Origin of the sequence: Streptomyces sp. AN091965 (assembly GCF_022698285.1) — a bacterium.
In the GTDB taxonomy this organism is placed as follows: Bacteria; Actinomycetota; Actinomycetes; order Streptomycetales; family Streptomycetaceae; genus Streptomyces.
The window spans coordinates 4,292,133-4,308,805 of record NZ_JALDMY010000001.1; the positions used below are offsets into that span (position 1 = coordinate 4,292,133).

The window sequence follows — 16,673 nt, forward strand, 5'->3', positions numbered from 1 at the left end:
GACGGAGTGTCGCCGCCGGGCCGCCGAAGCCGCCCGACGGCTGCTCAAACGACATCTGCCCCGCTCAAGCGATGATCCACAGGGCCGCGCCGAGGGGATCCGCGCGGGACTAGGCGCCGAGCTCCTCCGCCACTTTCCAGGCGATTCCGTCCAGGATGTCGTGTTCGCTCACGACCACCTCGCGGGCGCCGGCCCGCTCCATGATCGAGAGCAGTACGAGGGCGCCCGCCACGATCACGTCGACCCGGCCCGGGTGCATCACGGGGATCGCCGCGCGCTCGGCGTGCGTCGACTGCGTGAGTCGCTCCACGATGGCCTTGACCTGCTCGTACGAGACGCGCGAGTGGTGGATCGCGGCGGACTCGTACGCGTCGAGGCCGAGCGCGATCCCGGCCACCGTGGTGACCGAGCCCGCGAGCCCCACCAGGGTCCTCGCCTCGCGCAGCGGGACCGTCTCCTCGGCGAGGTCGAGCGCCGCGGCGATGTCCGCGCGGACGGCGGCGAGCTGCTCGGCGGTCGGCGGGTCGGTGACGGCGCCGTCGCGCACGAAGTGCCGCTCGGTCATGCGGACACAGCCGACGTCCACGGAGCGGGCCGCCCGGACACCGGCGTCGCCCACGACGAACTCCGTGGAGCCGCCGCCGATGTCCACGACGAGGTAGGGCGTCTCCAGGTCGGCGCGGCCCGTCAGCTCCTTGGTGGCGCCGGTGAAGGAGAACTCCGCCTCCTGGTCGCCGCTGATCACCTCCGGCTCGACGCCGAGGATGTCCAGGACGCCGCGGACGAACTCGTCGCGGTTCTCGGCGTCGCGCGATGCGGAGGTCGCCACGAAGCGGGTGCGCTGCGCGCCGTGCTCCTTGATGACGGCGGCGTACTCGCGGCAGGCCGCGAAGGTCCGCTCAAGCGCCTCCGGGGCGAGACGGCCCGTCTTGTCCACGCCCTGTCCGAGACGGACGATCTGCATGCGGCGGTCGAGGTCGACGAGCTCGCCCGTGGCCGGGTCGGCGTCCGCCACGAGGAGCCGGATGGAGTTGGTACCGCAGTCGATGGCGGCCACGCGGGTCACGCTGGGTGCTCCTTTGCGTTGACGGGTGCGGGGCGGCGGGGGGCTGTGCCCACCCGTTCCGCCCCCTGGGCGAACCAGCTGCCCACAGCGGGAAGGGAGGGCGTCAGCCCGCGTCCGCGGTGACGCAGGGGCCCTTGCGCCACCACTCCGGGAGCATGGCGATGGCCTCGTCGCCGAGGGGGTTCACGCCGGGGCCCGCGGCCAGGGAGTGGGCGACCAGGACGTGCAGGCACTTCACGCGGTCCGGCATGCCGCCGGCCGAGGGAAAGCCCTCCAGGACCTCGATGGAGTCGCGCCGGGCGATGTAGTCCTCGTGCGCCGCGCGGTACGCGGCGGCGAGCTCCGGGTCGGCCGCGAGCCGCTCCGTCATCTCCTTCATCACGCCGTTGGCCTCCAGCGTGCCGATCGCGGAGGCCGCGCGCGGGCACGAGAGGTAGAACGTCGTCGGGAACGGCGTGCCGTCCTCAAGGCGGGGGGCCGTCTCGACCACGTCCGGGTTGCCGCAGGGGCAGCGGTGCGCGATGGCCCGCAGGCCGCGCGGCGGGCGGCCCAGCTGCTCCTGGAACGCGGCGATGTCGGCGTCCGTGGGCACGGTGGACTCGGTCTGGGGCGGGGGCGTTTCCATGCCTGTCTTTCGGTGGGTGCGAGGGTCGGATCAGTTGTCGTCGGAAGGGCCCGCGGCGCCGGAGCCGTCCGCCTTGTCGATGCCGTCCCAGACGTTGGAGTACCAGGGCCGGTCCGTGCCGCCCCCGTCGGGGCGGTGGCGTTCGGCGGCCTGGGGGTCGATCACCGTGAAGCCGGTCTCGCCGGGCATCACGTAGTGCAGCCGGTCGCGGATGCGCTGCTCGGCGTAGGCGTCGTCCTGCCAGCGGGCCTTCTCGTCGCGCAGGCGCTCGACGTTCTCGCGGTGCTCCGCCTGCTTCTGCCGCTGCTCGGCGATCTCGGCGCGCTGCGAGACGTACTGCCGTATCGGGTAGGCGAGCGCGACCACGAGCGAGCACACCACGAGGACGAGCAGCGCCGCGCGCCCGGTGAGCCGGGAGCGGCGGGCCTGGCGCTTGGTCTGGGAGCGGTAGACGCGCTGCGCGGTCTGCTCACCGAGCAGCTTGAGCCGCGTCGCGGTGGAGAACCGGTCGCGGTTCTTCACTGCCATGTCCGCCTCCCCAGTACGTGCGTACGTCCCCGCACACGGTACGGGACCGAGTACGGGGACGTACGTACGACTGGCTAGGCCTTAGCCCTGGAAGCGGCTCAGCCCTTGAAGCGCGGGAACGCGCTGCGGCCCGCGTACACCGCGGCGTCGTCGAGGATCTCCTCGATGCGAAGCAGCTGGTTGTACTTGGCGACGCGGTCCGAGCGGGCCGGGGCGCCGGTCTTGATCTGGCCGCAGTTCACCGCGACGGCGAGGTCGGCGATGGTGACGTCCTCGGTCTCGCCGGAGCGGTGGGACATCATGCACTTGAAGCCGTTGCGCTGGGCCAGCTCGACGGCGTCCAGGGTCTCGGTCAGCGAGCCGATCTGGTTGACCTTGACGAGCAGTGCGTTGGCGGCGTCCTCGTCGATGCCGCGCTGGAGGCGCTCGGGGTTGGTGACGAAGAGGTCGTCGCCGACGATCTGGACCTTGTCGCCCAGCTTCTCGGTGATGATCTTCCAGCCGTCCCAGTCGTCCTCGTACAGCGGGTCCTCGATGGAGACCAGCGGGTACGCGGAGACCAGCTCGGCGTAGTAGTCGGTCATCTCGGCGGCCGAGCGGGACTTGCCCTCGAACTCGTAAGCGCCGTCCTTGTAGAACTCGGACGCGGCGACGTCGAGCGCCAGCGCGATCTGCTCGCCCGGGACGTAACCGGCCTGCTTGATGGCCTCGACGATGAGGTCGAGGGCGGCGCGGTTGGACTCCAGGTTCGGCGCGAAGCCGCCCTCGTCGCCGAGGCCGGTGGACAGGCCCTTGGCCTTCAGGACCTTCTTCAGCGTGTGGTAGACCTCGGCGCCCCAGCGCAGGGCCTCGGAGAAGGACTCCGCGCCGATCGGGGCGATCATGAACTCCTGGATGTCGACGTTGGAGTCCGCGTGGGATCCGCCGTTCAGGATGTTCATCATCGGCACCGGCAGCAGGTGCGCGTTCGGGCCGCCGAGGTAGCGGAAGAGCGGCAGGTCGGAGGCCTCGGAGGCGGCGTGGGCCACGGCGAGGGAGACGCCGAGGATGGCGTTGGCGCCGAGCGAGCCCTTGTTGTCCGTGGCGTCCAGGTCGAACATGGCCTGGTCGATCAGGCGCTGCTCGGTGGCGTCGTAGCCGACGAGCTCCGGGCCGATCTGCTCGATGACGGCGAGAACGGCCTTCTCCACGCCCTTGCCGCCGTAGCGGTTGGCGTCTCCGTCACGGAGTTCGATGGCCTCGAAGGCGCCGGTGGAGGCGCCGGACGGGACGGCGGCACGGCCGGTGGAGCCGTCGTCGAGGCCGACCTCGACCTCGACCGTGGGATTGCCTCGGGAGTCCAGGATTTCCCGGGCTACGACGACGTCGATGGACGGCACGAGCATCTCCTTATGGGATGTGACGCGGGGTACGCGGGGGTACTAGGGGCCGCGCTGGCCCCTGCGACACGAGCCTAACCGGCTCCGGGGCATCGGCCATCCGACCGCCCAGCACATGGACGGGCCGACGGGCCGAACGCGGATAGTTCCCTCAGCAAACAAACTACCGGACAAAAAGGTACCGCCCCGGTGCGGCGGGGGGACGCGCACCGGGGCGGTAGCCCATGGGGACGGGGCGGCTCCGGGCGCTGCCGGGGCCGGGGCGGGTCAGCTGAGGTGCAGCTGCTGGCCCGGGTAGATGAAGTCGGCGTCGGAGACGATGTCGTCGTTCAGCTGGTACAGCTTCTGCCAGCCACCCTTGACGTCGTGCTCCTCGGCGATCTTGGAGAGGGTGTCGCCGGACTCGACCTTGTACTCGCCGTCGCCCTTCTTCACGACCTTGCCGGTCGGGGTCTGGACGGTCTTCTTCTCGACCTGCGGGGCGGCCTGCTGCGGCTGGTGCTGCGGCTGGGCCTGCGGCTTGGGCGCGGCCTGCTGCTGCGGCTGGGCCTGCTGCTGCGGCCGCGGCTTGGTCTGCTGCTGCGGCTGCTGCTGGCCGCCGCCGGAGGAACCGCCGCCGGTGTACGGGGAGCTGGACAGGCCCACGCCGCACTTCGGCCAGGCGCCCTTGCCCTGGCCCGCGAGGACCTTCTGGGCGATCTCGATCTGCTGCGCCTTGGACGCCTTGTCGGCGGTGGGCGCGTACTGGGTGCCGCCGTACGCGGCCCAGGTCGAGGCGGAGAACTGGAGGCCGCCGTAGTAGCCGTTGCCGGTGTTGATGGACCAGTTGCCGCCGGACTCGCACGCGGCGACGCGGTCCCACTCGGCCGGGGTGGCGGCGTTGGCCGTGCCGGCCGCCATCAGCGGGGCGGCGACAGCGGCACCGGTGACACCGACGACGGTGGCGGCGCGGGTGGCCTTGTCGAGCTTGGTCGGACGACGGTGCTTGCCCTTGCCGGAACGCAGCATGAAGTGATCCCCTCACCGACGCCTGCGAGGTGAGCTGTCGGGTTCGGGCGGGTGAGTGCCCGGCCGCACGTCCTAGCGCGCGACTTCACCCCTAGCCGTGTCCGTGCGTCCCGCGGTCTGGCGACCGCTCAACGTCCGGGCCCGGCACTTACCTTGGGTCCCCCGCTCCTGCCTTCGGCGCTCGAAGCGACGACTGTTCCCGTCCGGCCGTTGGCAGGATTCGGCGTACCGACCGGCGGGGCCCGCTGTGGCGAGCGGTCATGACCGTAGTCAGGCAATCATCCGAATTTCAAAGACGATCAGGGCTTCTGAGACCCATCTCTCACTTGCCTCTCACCGTCTTTAAACCGGACATTCATCGCGAACTGCCAGGCTTTCGCCCTACTTCCCGCCCGGCTTCCCCTCGGTCACTTCCTTGTCGTCCGCGCTCAGTTCGAGCCGCTGACCGGGGAGGATGAGGTCCGGGTCGGAGCCGACCGTCTTCTTGTTGCCCGCGTACAGATCCGTCCAGCCGCCGTCAAGGTCGTGGCTGTCGGCGATCGCCGAGAGGTTGTCGCCGGAGCGGACCGTGTACGTGCCCGCGGGGCGCTCGGCGCCGGGGACGTCCCGCGCGTCGCCGCGCGAGGCGTGACGGCCGGGACCGGTGTCGCCGGACGGGGCGTTCTCGTCGGCGCGGTCGCCGCGGTGACGGCCCGAGGAGCCGCTCTCGGACGCGTCGTCCGTGCCGGGCCCCGCGCTGTCGGACTCCCGCGGCGAAGCGCTGTCGTCCGCACCGGACTTGTCGGAGCCGTCGGCGGCGGGCTTGCGGTGCTTGCCGCCGCGCTCGTCGCTCTTGCCGCCCTCGTCGGCGCGGTCGGCGCCGCCGTCCCGGCCGTCCGCTTCGTGACTCTTGTCTCGCGCGTCGGCGGAACTCCCGGGCTTCTCGGCCTTCTCGGAGCCGTCCGCGTCCGCGGCGGCGTCCTCGCGCCCGCCCTTCGCGTCCTTCTCCTCGCCCTTGTCCTTCTCCTTGCCCTTGCCCTCGTCCTCACCCTTGCCGGACGTCGTGGACTCGTCGGAGTCCGCGGGGCGCGGCGGGGTCGTCGGCAGGCCCGGGTCGACGTCGGCGGCCGCGCCGCCCGTCGTCAGACCCGCGGCCGGGGCGCAGTTCGGCCAGGCGTCGGGGCCGCGGTCGGCGAGCACGTTCTCGGCGACGTGGATCTGCTGCGAGCGGCTCGCCTGGTCGGCAGTCGGCGCGTACGAGAGGCCGCCGTACTGCTCCCAGGTGTCCTGGGTGAGCTGGAGGCCGCCGTAGTAGCCGCTGCCCTTGGCGCTCCACGCGCCGCCGCTCTCGCACTCCGCGACCTTGTCCCACGTCTCGGCGTCCGCCGCGCTCGCGCTCGACGCGCCGAGGAGCGGGATGGCGATGGCGGATCCGGTGACGCCCGCCGTGACGAGGATCGCCGGGACCTGGCGGGGGCGACGGTGACGGCCTTGGCCGGAGAGCATGCAGGTGCCTTTCGTGGACGACAGGTCGGGCGCGGCGCGAGCGCGAGCGCGCGGGTGCCGGGCCGTCGTGAACGTAGCGGCACTCGAACGCCAGTCACAAGTCGGTTCAGCCGAGATCACGCGAAAGTCACATTGTTGACGGCCCATCAGCACGAGTGACCCGCGGGGCGGGTGTGAAACGCACCGGCAACGTCCTGAGGCCCCGCATGATGAGCCCGCCGCGCCACCTCAACTCCTCCGGGGCCGCGGCCAGTTGCAGGTCGGGCAGGCGGCGCAGGAGGGTGGCCAGGGCGGTCTGCCCCTCCAGCCGGGCCAGCGGGGCGCCGAGGCAGTAGTGGATGCCGTGGCCGTAGCCGAGGTGCTGGTTGTCGCGGCGCGAGAGGTCGAGGCGGTCGGGCTCGGCGAAGCGGTCGGGGTCGCGGTCGGCTGCGGCGAGCACGACGAGCACCGGGTCGCCCGCCGCGATGTCCTGGCCGCCGATGCGCAGCGGCTCGGTGGCGAACCGCCAGGTGGCAAGCTCCACGGGCCCGTCGTAGCGCAGGAGTTCCTCCAGGCCCGTGGCGAGGAGGCCGGTGTCGCCCGCGGCCAGGGAGCGCTGCAGCAGGGCCCGCTGCTCGGGGTGGGTGAGCAGGGCGTACGTGCCGTTCCCGATGAGGTTGACGGTCGTCTCGAAGCCGGCGAACAGCAGGATGAAGGCCATCGCCGCGGCCTCGTTCTCGGTGAGGTGCTCGCCGTGGTCGGAGGCGCGGATGAGCCCGGAGATCAGGTCGTCGTCGCCCTCGTCCGCGAGGGACTCCCGCTTGCGGTGGATGAGCTCGGCGAGGTAGCCGCGCATCTTCTTCACCGAGCGCGCCACGCCGCCGCGCGGGCCTCCGCCGTGTCGGATCATCATCCCGGCCCAGTCCCGGAAGTCGTCCTGGTCCTCGCGCGGTACGCCGAGCATGTCGCAGATGGCGTAGATCGGCAGCGGGAACGCGAACTCGTGGATGAGGTCGGCCTCGCCCCGCTCCGCGAAGCCGTCGATGAGCTGGTCCGTCAGCTCCTGCACCCGGGACTCGAACTCCGCCACGCGGCGCGGCGTGAACGCCTTCGACACCAGGCGGCGCAGCCGGGTGTGGTCCGGCGGGTCGATGTTCAGCAGATGCGTCATCAGCTCGGCCTTGCGCTCGCCCGGGATGCCGGTCTTGCCCTTGGCGTGCGCGGGCTCGTCGTGGTGGGCCGGGTTCTTGCTGAGCCGCTGGTCGGCGAGGGCCTGCCGCGCGTCCGCGTAGCGGGTGACCAGCCAGGCCTCCACGCCGCTCGGCAGGCGCCGCTTCGTCACCGGGGCGTGCTCGCGCAGCCAGGCGTACGCGGGGTAGGGGTCGGAGGCGAACTCCCAGGTGAACAGCTCGGGCTCTGGGGGGACGGGGGGCGTGTCGTGCATGCGGTCGACGGTAGCCGCCCGTCCCTCGCGGTGCGCCCCAGGCCCGCCCCGTCCCGAACCGGGGGCCCGCCCCCGCGCCCCTGCTTTTTCGGCGCTCCGCGCCTCGTCCTCAAACGCCGGACGGGCTGAAACTGTCGCCGCTCACGGCTGTGTTTCAGCCTTCCGCCGTCTCCGTCGTCCGGATCGCGTCCCGGTAGGCGCGGGCCGCTGCCCGTAGCGCGGCTTCCGGGTCGACGCCCGCGGCTTCCGCGCGGACGGCCATCGCCAGGAGTTCGTAGCCGATGCCCTCGCCCGTCGGCAGGGGGACGTCCAGGGCTGCCGTGCGGGCGCGGGAGGCGAGCTTGGCGGCGAGGGCGAGGCCCGGCTGGCCGAGGGGGATGCCCTCCGTCACGGAGTCGCGCTGCTTCTCCACCGCCTTGGTGCGCAGCCAGTGCGCCTTGACCTCCTCGGGCGTCGACGCCGTGTCGTCGCCGAAGACGTGGGGGTGGCGGTGGATGAGCTTGTCGACGATGGTGCCCGCCACGTCGTCCACGGAGAAGGGCGCCTCCTCGTCCTCCTCCGCGATGCGCGCGTGGAAGACGACCTGGAGCAGGACGTCGCCCAGCTCCTCGCGGAGCTCCGTGCGGTCGCCGTCCTCGATCGCCTCCACCAGTTCGTAGGCCTCCTCGATGCCGTACTTCGCGAGGCTCTTGTGGGTCTGCCGCGACGACCACGGGCACTCGGCCCGGATGCGGTCCATGACCTGGACGAGGTCGAGGAGGCGGGCGCCCGGCAGGTCGTACGAGGCGGGGAGCAGCTCCAGGTCCGGCATGGCGTGGCGGCCGGAGCCCGCCAGCCGGGCCAGGCCGTCCGTCAGCGGCCGGTCGCCCTCGGCCGTGGCCACGACCAGGACGGTGCGGCCGCCCGCGCAGGCGCGCACCAGTTCCTCGGCGGTGGGCGCGGCCTGCTTGACGTCGACGCCCGCCTCGCGCAGATACGGCAGCTGCGGATGGGCGGCGTCGGCGCACAGCACGTCGTCGGCGCCGTGCAGGGCCTGCCAGGCGGGCCAGGACAGGAGGCCGGGGGCTACGCGGTGGCTGGTGGTGAGCAGGACGACGCGCCCCGCCGGGGTTTCGTTCACCGCTCGAACGTAACCCACGGCCCTGCTGGACGACGGGGTCAGGCCGCCGCTTCGCGGAGCCAGGGGGTCTTGGTGTCGACCCGCTTGTTCTGGGTGGTGTCCCACGTGCCGTAGCGCGGGTTCACATCGACGTCGAGCTTCTTGGAGGCCTTGGACAGGGCGGCCCAGAAGGCGTCCTGGCCCGCCTTGGAGGTCATGTCGGCGCCGAGCTTCGTCGACAGCTTCCGGGCCTCGATCTCCGTGCGGATGCTGTCGTCGAGGCGCTTGGGCGCGACGTTGTACTGCTGGAGCCAGCTCGCCTCCAGGGCCTTGCGGCCGCCCGTCTGCTTCGCCATGTCGGCGCGGGTGGTCTGGATCTCCTTGCGGGTGACGGTGACCCCGGCGTCGCGCGCGGCGCGGTGCAGGACCCGGTCGAGGACCATCGTGTGCAGCGTGTTGCGGGTGAGGCTGCCGGTCTTGGCGATGACCTGCTCGTACTGCCGGTCGTCGGGGACGGCGGCGCGCTGCGCGGAGCGCACCTCGTTCACCCGGTGTTCGAGCTGCGCCACCGTGATGCGGTCGTCGCCCACGACGGCCGCGGCGCCGGGGCGCGCGTCACTGCCGCAGGCGGTGAGGAGCGGGGCAGCGGCGACGGCCGCGGCGGAGAGGAGGAGCGCGGTGCGACGGCGGCGGTGCAAGTTGGCCTCCCGGTGGAGAGATTGTGCTTCGCTGCACAAAGTCTTGCGGTGATCGATGGTAGGCAGCGGTGGTCGTCTCGGCCACCCTTCCCCCAGAACTCGTCCGGTTCGTTCAGGGGGACGCGCCACCACCAACGACTCACCGGGAGTTGGGGCACCCCCGGCGCCCGGAATCCGCCCTATCCGCGCACTTGCCCCAGCCACTGGAGGGTTCTGCGGATCTCCGCGGGGAAGGGATGCCCGATGCCGTGGACGCGCTCCGCGTCCAGGACGAGGCGGGCCAGCGTGTCGTGGGCCGCCGAGCGGTCGCCGAGGGCGAGCAGGAGGTGGCCGATGCGGCGGCGGATCTCCAGGGACTGGCGGATGTCGTCGGTCGCGTACTGGTTCTCGTAGTAAGGGAGCAGCGCGCGGTACTCGGCCAGGGCCGCGGCCGGTTCGCCGAGCTGCTCCAGGCACTGGGCCGCCTCGTAGCGGAACTGGAGGGACTGCGGGTCGGCGTGGCCGGACTCGGCGGCGCGCTGGTCGGCGAGGCGGCGCAGCTCGGGCAGGGCGCGGCGGTACTGGCCGTCGTCCATCAGCGTGGCCGCGTACTGCTTGCGCAGGGTGCGGACGACGGGCGAGTGCTCGCCGTGCTGGGCGGCGGCGGCCGGCAGGATCGAGCCGAGCACGTCGACGGCCTGGGTGATGCGGCCCTCGCCGAGCAGCCGCTTGACCTCGTCGACGGCGCGGGCCACGTCCTGGCCGTGGCCGGGCCGGGGCGGCTGGGCCTGCGGCGTGGCGGCGGGGGTCGCGGCCCGGTCGGGCCAGGGCGCGTGCGGGCGCAGGAAGGGGCGGGTCGGGTCGAGCGGGCGGCCGGAGGGCGCGGAGCGCGGGGGCAGCAGCGGCACCAGCTCCTCGTAGACGTCCTGGGCGCTGGCGGGCCGGTGCTGGGGGTCCTTGGCGAGCAGCCGCAGGACCAGGGACTCGACGGACTCGGGGACCTCGGGGCGCAGCCTGCGCACCGGCAGCGGCGGCTCGTACAGGTGCCGGTGCAGCACGCCGAGGGCGGTCGAGCCGGAGAACGGCACGTCGCCGCTGAGGAGTTCGTGGAGCAGCACGCCGAGCGCGTACAGGTCGGTGTACGGGCCGACGGCGCCGCCCATGGCCTGCTCCGGCGCCATGTACGAGGGGCTGCCGATCGGGGAGCCGGTGTGGGTGAGCCGGGTGGTGTCGGTGTCCATGACCGAGGCGATGCCGAGGTCGAGGATGGTGAGCGTGCCGTCCTGGCGGACCATCACGTTCCGCGGCTTGAGGTCGCGGTGCACGATCGGCACGGCGTGCACCGCGGAGAGCACGGCGCACAGCTGGGCGGCGACGGCGACGGCCCACTGCCAGGGGTAGGGCGTGTGCTCGGCGAGGTGGTCGCCGAGGTCGGCGCCGTCGACGTACTGCATGACGAGGTAGAGGTCGTCGTCGTCGCTGCCCGCGTCGTGCACGGTGACCAGGCCGGGGTGGTCGACCTGCGCGGTGACGCGGCACTCGCGGATGAAGCGGCGGCGCAGCTCGTCGGCCTCGGCGCCCGCGACCTTGTCCGGGCGCAGGAGTTTGACCGCGACGCGGCGGTCCAGGCGCTGGTCGTACGCCGTCCAGACCTGGCCCATGCCGCCCTGGCCGATGAGGGTGGCCAGCTCGTAGCGCCCGGCGACGACGCGTCGGTCGGTCCCCGCCGCCACGGTCAGCTGCCGCCTTCCTGCTTGCGCAGGTAGTCGCTCAGCTCGTCGAGCTCGGCGCGGACCTGGTCGATGCGGGCGGGCGCCTGGCGGCCCGGCGGGTTCGGCGGCGGCGCCGGGGTCGGCGCGGGCGCGGGGACGGGCGTGTTCTGCGTCGGGTAGCCGTACGCGGGCGGGGCCTGCTGCGGGGGGTAGCCCGGGAACTGCGTCTGCTGGTACGGGGCCTGGGCGCGGGCGAGCCGCGCGTGGTGGCGGATGTCCATGGTCAGGTAGTAGGCGATCACGGGCACCAGGGTGGCGACGAGGATCGTCATGCCCGTGTTGCCGGGCCCGGTGAACTCCTCGTCGCCCTTGTCGACGCCGATGAGTACGACGGCGAGCACGTCGAGGGCGACGACGGCCACGAAGAGCACCCAGTCGCGGACGGCGCGCGTGACGAGCGCGAGCCGGAGCATCGCGGCCCACGCCAGCAGGCCGCACGTCAGGGCGGCGAGCACGACGAACAGCACGCGCATCGTCACAGGCGCCCCCGTCGTCGGGCCCGTCGGTCCCGAAGGGGCCGGCGGGGGCGGCGGCGCATAGCCGTGGCCGTGCATGGCTGCTCCTGGTTACCTGACGAGACGGACGGTTGAGGATTCGAGCGTATAGGCCGACTCCGCGGACCCGGATCGGGTTGTACCGAACCGTTGTCGTACTGGTCACGCGGGTACGTGTCAGTCCGGTTCCCCCGGCGCCACCGGTTCCCCCGGGGCCACCGAGCCGTCCGTCAGCCCGTCGTACATCCCGCGCACCAGTTGCTCGCCCAGGCGGCCCGCGAGCCGCAGCGCGTCCTCGAAGGCGGCGAGCGCGCGGAACCGCTCGCCGTAGCCGCGCTGGCGCTCGGGCGGGAGGCGGGGCAGCTGGAGGCGGCGCACGTCGAGCCGGGCGGAGGTGGAGGCGTAGCTGCTGGCCTGGCGGGTGTTGGCCGTGCCGCGCAGGAACCCGGCGAGGAACCAGGGGTCGAGCGCCGCCGGGTCGGGGCGGAGCAGGGCGAGGCCGCGGCCGAGGGCGGCGCCCGCGGTGGCCCCGTCGACGACGCGGGCGGCGGCGGTGCCGGAGACGGGCACGACGACGTCGCCGGGCTCGGTGAGTACGGGCTGCTCCGGCCGCACGGACAGGGCGGTGTCGTCGTGGGGCGCGGCCGGGACGGCGGGCGGCGCGCCGGTGAGCACGTCGTGGTCGGTGAGGACGGGCACCCCGGGGGCGCCGACGCCGCCGCCGGTGTGGATCACCAGGTGGCCCGCGCGGGCCAGTTCGCCGACGGTGGTGAGCGGCCAGCGGGCCGTGTCGGGGGTGGCGGGCGCGGCCCGCGGCGGGGTGAGGTCGGCGGTCAGGCGCAGGGTCTCGCCGAGCCGGTCGCGGACCGCGCGCAGCTCCTTCGCGCCGCCGCCCGCGGCCCGGGGCGGCAGGCGGCGCGCGGGCGCCAGGTCGACCTCGTCGTCGAGGAGGTCGAGCACGGGCACGGACAGGGCGAAGCCGGGGATCTCGGCGAGGGTGCCGTGCCGCTCGAAGCGGCGGTAGGCGTCGAGCACGGCGTCCTGCACCGGCGGCCAGGCGCGCGGGTCGCGCCCGTCGGTGTGGCGGGACTCGGGGTGCCGGGGGTCGGGGTGCCTGCCGTCGGCGGCGGCCGTGGCCCCGGCCGCCTCGACGAGGAGGGCCTCGGGGGCCGCGGGCACGCCGGGGCCCGGCCTGCGCAGGACCCAGACGTGCAGCGGCAGGTTGTACGGGGGCGCCGCCCCCGGCGGCAGGGCGATCACGGCGCGCAGGGCGCCGCGGCGCAGCAGGTCGGCGCGGATGCGGCGCCCCGAGCGGCGGGACGCGGCGGCGGGCGGCATCAGCAGGACGGCGGTGCCGCCGTCGCGCAGCCGGGCGAGGGCGTGCTGCACCCAGGCGAGTTCGGACTCGGTGCGCGCCGGCAGGCCGTACTCCCAGCGGGCGTCGTAGGACAGCTCGTCGTGGCCCCAGTTGCGGTCGTTGAACGGCGGGTGGCACAGGACGGCGTCGACGGCGACGTCCGGGTGGGCGTCGGCGCGCAGGGTGTCGGCGGCGGCGGTGCGCACGGTGGCCGGGGCATCGGAGCCGAGGGCCAGGCGCAGCGCGGTGAGCGCGGCGAGGTCGGCGGCGCTGTCCTGGCCGTAGAGCTGCTGGCCGGGGGCGCCGGCGGCGGCCCGGAGGAGGGCGCCGGTGCCGCAGGCAGGGTCGAGCACGCTGCGGGCGGGCCCGGCGAGCTCGGCCATGAGCTCGGCGGGGCCCTGGGGGGTGAGCGTGTACTGCCGGGGGTTGGCGTCGAGGTGGCGGCCGAGCAGGAACTCGTACGCCTTGTGCGCGCCGAGTTCGGCGGCGAGTTCGGCGGCGGAGCGCAGCAGCGGGACCGACGGCAGGAGGTCGGGCGTCGCGGGGACGGGCACGGCGCGGGTGCGCCGCGGCTTGCCGAACCTCGGCGTGAGCACGGCGTCCAGGGCGTCCGGGAGCTGCCGTGCCAGGTGCGCGTCGGACACCGCGCTCAGGCGCAGCCAGTCGGTGTGCCGGTCGTGCACGAGGAGCAGGCCGCAGCCCGCGTGCAGCAGGGCGGTGACGGGGCCCGCGGGGTGTCCCGCGAGCTGCTGCCAGACCCGTTCGCGCAGCGGTACTTCGGAGAGCTTGCCCTGGCCGCGCAGCCACCGCTCGACCTCGGCGAGCGCGAAGGACGGGCTGGTGTCGGTGCCGCCGACGGGCTTGGGGAAGTCGGCGTGGCGGCGGCGCCAGTTGCTGACGGCGGCGCGGCCGACCCCGGCGAGGCGGGCGATCCCGGCGGCGGTCACCTCGGTGGCACCCGGCCCGGCCGCCCCGCCGTCGCCGTACGTCGCGTCGCGCGTCGTGCCCTGCGCCACGTCGCGCGTCGCGTCATGCGCCACGTCGTGCGTCCCGCCGTACGTCGCGTCCCCCGTGCTCCCGCCCGGCCGCGTCGGCCCGCTGGTCCCCACTGGCCCGCCCCTCGTCCCATCGATCCCGCGTGCGGCGCGCGTCGGTCACCGCCCACCGCGTGTGACGCCGAGCCTACCCAGGCGAGTCGGGCGAACCCCTTTCACGACCGTTAACCCACCATGGACTGTGAACGGTGTTGACTCGGTTCACAAGCATCTGGTCTGATGTCCGAGCTGAACACGAACTCCCTGGGGGGACTCTCCATGCACGCCTACTCGCGCCGCACCGCCTTCGCCGCGCTCTGCCTCGCCACCGCCGCGACCGTCACGCTCACGGCCTGCGGGGGCGACAAGTCCGACGACACCAAGAAGTCGGCGGCCGCGAAGAAGAAGGACCCGTTCGCGGACCTCTCGGGGCCCCAGATCGTCGCCAAGGCCATGAAGGCGACGTCCGGCGCGTCCTCGGTCCGGATGAAGGGGTCCATGTCGGAGGGCGGCGGCCCGGGCTCCATCGACCTCGCGCTCGACACCAAGGGGAGCTGCGTCGGCACCATCGGCACCGGCGGCGAGGGCTCGGTCGACCTGATCGGCACGGGCAGGACGGTGTACATGCGGAACGACGCCGCGTTCCTGCGCTCCGAGATGAAGGGCGAGCCGAAGGCCGACGTCCAGGCGTCGATCGACATGATGGCGGACCGCTGGGTGAAGACCACGACGACGAAGTCCGACCAGAAGGACTTCGACCAGTTCTGCGACCTGAAGACGGTCCTCGCCGACTTCAAGGACGCCGAGTCGGCGGCGCGCAAGGGCAAGGCCACCACCGTCGACGGCACCCCGGCGATCGCCCTGCACGAGTCCGACGGCGAGGGCCGGGCGACGCTCTACGTGGCCACCGAGGGCAAGCCGTACCTCCTGAAGGCGGTCAACGACCCCGGCAAGGGCAAGAAGCGGGACACGATCGTCTTCACCGACTTCGACAAGCCCGTGAAGGCCACCCCGCCCAAGGGCGACGTGCTCGACCTCGACAAGCTGGACGGCTGACACCCGCAGGGCCCGGCCGGCCGGCGCCCGCCGGGCCCCGCGGCACCCCTGTCACAGGGCGTGCCGCACCCACACGTTCGGCTCGACGTAGACCGCGCAGTCGCGCTCCGGCGTGCAGTACACCGGCACGAGCGCGCCCGGCACCTCGACGAGACGCTCCCCGCCCGATCCGTCGAACGGCAGCCCCGTCCACTCCCGCCACTGCGCGAGCGAACCCGACACCGTCATCGACGCCGGCGCCACCTTCGCGATGACGCCGCCCACGCGGGCGTGGACGCGCAGCCACGGGTCGTACGGCAGGCCGTCGTCGCGGGTGCGCCGCGCGTACTCCTCCATCGACGTCGCGGGCTCCCGGTGCTTGGCGGTGGGCCGCACCGGCGCGACGACCTCCGCGAAGCCCTGGGCGCGCGCGTTCTCCCGCATCGCGGCCACCATCCGGCCGGAGAGGCCGTGTCCTTGGCGCGCGGGGTCGACGACGACCTCGATCGCACTGACCGTGTCCGTCTCGTCGCCGTACCGCCGATCGGCGAACGCCCAGACCAGGACCTGGTCCCAGCCCCCGTCCGGCAGCTCGCCACGGCTGCCGCCCCGCTCCTCGGAGCGCAGCGCGAACGGCACGCTGAACGCCCGCGCCACCACCCGCTCCTGACCGTCCGTGGCCAGCAGGACGTACTCCGGGAACTCGTCGGGGATCCGGCTCATGTGCGACCGGGCGACCAGGTCGTGGCCCACGAACTCGTCCCAGGAGTCGTCCATGGCCCACATCGGCTCGGCGAGACCGGGACGCTCGGCGAGGGTGGTAATCGTCAAGTCCACGCACAGCACGCTAGCGGCGCGGACCCGGCCCGCCCACCGAATTCGTGCGTCACCGCGCCCGGAAGCGCTCCGGGGCCCGGGTCGGACTGCCGCCGCCGGGCAGCTTCTCCTGCGGGCAGCCGGAGAGGACCTTGCGCATCGCGTCGCGCTCGGCGCCCGTCACTGACAGCTCGTACTTCTTCTTCACGGCCACCTGCCGGGCCACGTACGTGCACCGGAAGCCCTTGTCCGGCGGCAGCCACGTCGCGGTGTCGCCGTCGCCCTTGCCGCGGTTGGGGCCCGCGTCGACGGCGAGCAGGTTCAGGGGGTCGTTGGCGAGGGCGATGCGCTTGCTCGCGTCCCAGCGCTGCGCGCCCTTCTGCCAGGCGTCCGAGAGCGCCACGACGTGGTCGATGTCGACGCGGCTGCGGCCGCGCGTGAACGTCACGTCCTTGCCGGTGTACGGGTCGGGCGCGAGCGTCCCCGCGGTGACCACGCAGCCGCCGCCCCGGAACCTCACGTCCTTCAGGTCCCGCTTGAGTATGTCGTCGCGGGTGCCGCAGCCGTTGGAGTCGGTGTCGGCCCAGGCGCTGCCGAAGCGCGCGCGCTCGTAACCGGTCTTGGGGGCACGGCCCTTGACGGTCAGTGAGTCCACGGCGGCCAGCGCGGAGCCCGCGCGCCCGCCGGGCGCGCCGCCCTCCTTCGCCCCGTCCCTCCCGTCCTTGTCCCCGCCATCGCAGGCGGCCAGGCCGCCGAGGGCGACAACAAGCACGACAGCGTGAGCGGCCGCGCGCCGCCCCGTGACTCCGAACCTCACTGATTTCCCTCCCCATGGAACGGTCCCCACCGTACTTGCATTGCCGTGTTCGGCCGTC

15 protein-coding genes and 1 riboswitch are annotated in these 16,673 nt (G+C 73.5%); of the genes, 1 reads left to right on the forward strand and 14 read right to left on the reverse strand.

Annotated features, from left to right (window positions below):
* Positions 1–109 precede the first annotated feature (109 nt).
* The 12 genes from MQV74_RS17935 to MQV74_RS17990 all read right to left on the reverse strand — a co-directional run bounded on the left by MQV74_RS17935 (position 110) and on the right by MQV74_RS17990 (position 13,860).
* A complete protein-coding gene (locus MQV74_RS17935; RefSeq protein ID WP_242718895.1) occupies positions 110–1,066 on the reverse strand; it encodes a Ppx/GppA phosphatase family protein in 957 nt (318 codons plus the stop codon).
* A gap of 103 nt (positions 1,067–1,169) precedes the next feature.
* Entirely contained in the window at positions 1,170–1,691 is a 522-nt protein-coding gene (locus tag MQV74_RS17940) for a DUF501 domain-containing protein (protein ID WP_242718897.1), read from the reverse strand.
* Between the two features lie 30 nt (positions 1,692–1,721).
* Entirely contained in the window at positions 1,722–2,219 is a 498-nt protein-coding gene (locus MQV74_RS17945; protein WP_242718899.1) for an FtsB family cell division protein, read from the reverse strand.
* A gap of 98 nt (positions 2,220–2,317) precedes the next feature.
* The gene (gene eno, locus MQV74_RS17950; RefSeq protein ID WP_242718901.1) at positions 2,318–3,604 is read right to left on the reverse strand and encodes a phosphopyruvate hydratase; all 1,287 of its coding nucleotides are present in this window, start codon (positions 3,602–3,604) and stop codon (positions 2,318–2,320) included.
* 261 nt (positions 3,605–3,865) lie between these two features.
* Positions 3,866–4,606 carry a LysM peptidoglycan-binding domain-containing protein gene (locus tag MQV74_RS17955; RefSeq protein WP_242718903.1) on the reverse strand — a complete coding sequence of 247 codons (741 nt, stop codon included), beginning with the start codon at positions 4,604–4,606 and terminating at the stop codon, positions 3,866–3,868.
* 4 nt (positions 4,607–4,610) lie between these two features.
* Positions 4,611–4,796, reverse strand: a riboswitch (cyclic di-AMP (ydaO/yuaA leader).
* Between the two features lie 191 nt (positions 4,797–4,987).
* A complete protein-coding gene (locus tag MQV74_RS17960; protein ID WP_242718905.1) occupies positions 4,988–6,091 on the reverse strand; it encodes a transglycosylase family protein in 1,104 nt (367 codons plus the stop codon).
* 127 nt (positions 6,092–6,218) lie between these two features.
* On the reverse strand, positions 6,219–7,514 hold the full coding sequence (locus MQV74_RS17965) for a cytochrome P450 family protein (RefSeq protein ID WP_242718907.1): 1,296 nt from the start codon (positions 7,512–7,514) through the stop codon (positions 6,219–6,221).
* A 154-nt stretch (positions 7,515–7,668) separates the two neighbouring features.
* Entirely contained in the window at positions 7,669–8,652 is a 984-nt protein-coding gene (locus MQV74_RS17970) for a nucleoside triphosphate pyrophosphohydrolase (protein ID WP_374120639.1), read from the reverse strand.
* A gap of 20 nt (positions 8,653–8,672) precedes the next feature.
* Positions 8,673–9,311 carry a SurA N-terminal domain-containing protein gene (locus MQV74_RS17975; RefSeq protein ID WP_242718911.1) on the reverse strand — a complete coding sequence of 213 codons (639 nt, stop codon included), beginning with the start codon at positions 9,309–9,311 and terminating at the stop codon, positions 8,673–8,675.
* Between the two features lie 179 nt (positions 9,312–9,490).
* Positions 9,491–11,029 carry a serine/threonine-protein kinase gene (locus MQV74_RS17980; protein ID WP_278194883.1) on the reverse strand — a complete coding sequence of 513 codons (1,539 nt, stop codon included), beginning with the start codon at positions 11,027–11,029 and terminating at the stop codon, positions 9,491–9,493.
* Positions 11,026–11,535, reverse strand: coding sequence for a hypothetical protein (locus MQV74_RS17985; protein WP_308402382.1), 510 nt, complete (start codon positions 11,533–11,535; stop codon positions 11,026–11,028). The genes MQV74_RS17980 and MQV74_RS17985 overlap by 4 nt, the downstream gene beginning before the upstream one ends.
* Before the next feature lie 198 nt (positions 11,536–11,733).
* Positions 11,734–13,860 (reverse strand): N-6 DNA methylase, encoded by a 2,127-nt coding sequence (locus MQV74_RS17990; RefSeq protein ID WP_242728799.1) that lies wholly within the window; start codon positions 13,858–13,860, stop codon positions 11,734–11,736.
* Between the two features lie 327 nt (positions 13,861–14,187).
* On the opposite strand from MQV74_RS17990, the gene MQV74_RS17995 reads away from it, so the two are divergent.
* Positions 14,188–15,003, forward strand: coding sequence for a hypothetical protein (locus MQV74_RS17995; RefSeq protein WP_242718915.1), 816 nt, complete (start codon positions 14,188–14,190; stop codon positions 15,001–15,003).
* A 51-nt stretch (positions 15,004–15,054) separates the two neighbouring features.
* Here MQV74_RS17995 and MQV74_RS18000 read toward each other — a convergent pair whose 3' ends face one another.
* Together MQV74_RS18000 and MQV74_RS18005 are read right to left on the reverse strand one after the other, a co-directional pair.
* A complete protein-coding gene (locus MQV74_RS18000) occupies positions 15,055–15,819 on the reverse strand; it encodes an N-acetyltransferase (RefSeq protein WP_242718917.1) in 765 nt (254 codons plus the stop codon).
* A gap of 49 nt (positions 15,820–15,868) precedes the next feature.
* Positions 15,869–16,570, reverse strand: coding sequence for an HNH endonuclease family protein (locus MQV74_RS18005; protein ID WP_242718919.1), 702 nt, complete (start codon positions 16,568–16,570; stop codon positions 15,869–15,871).
* Positions 16,571–16,673 lie beyond the last annotated feature (103 nt).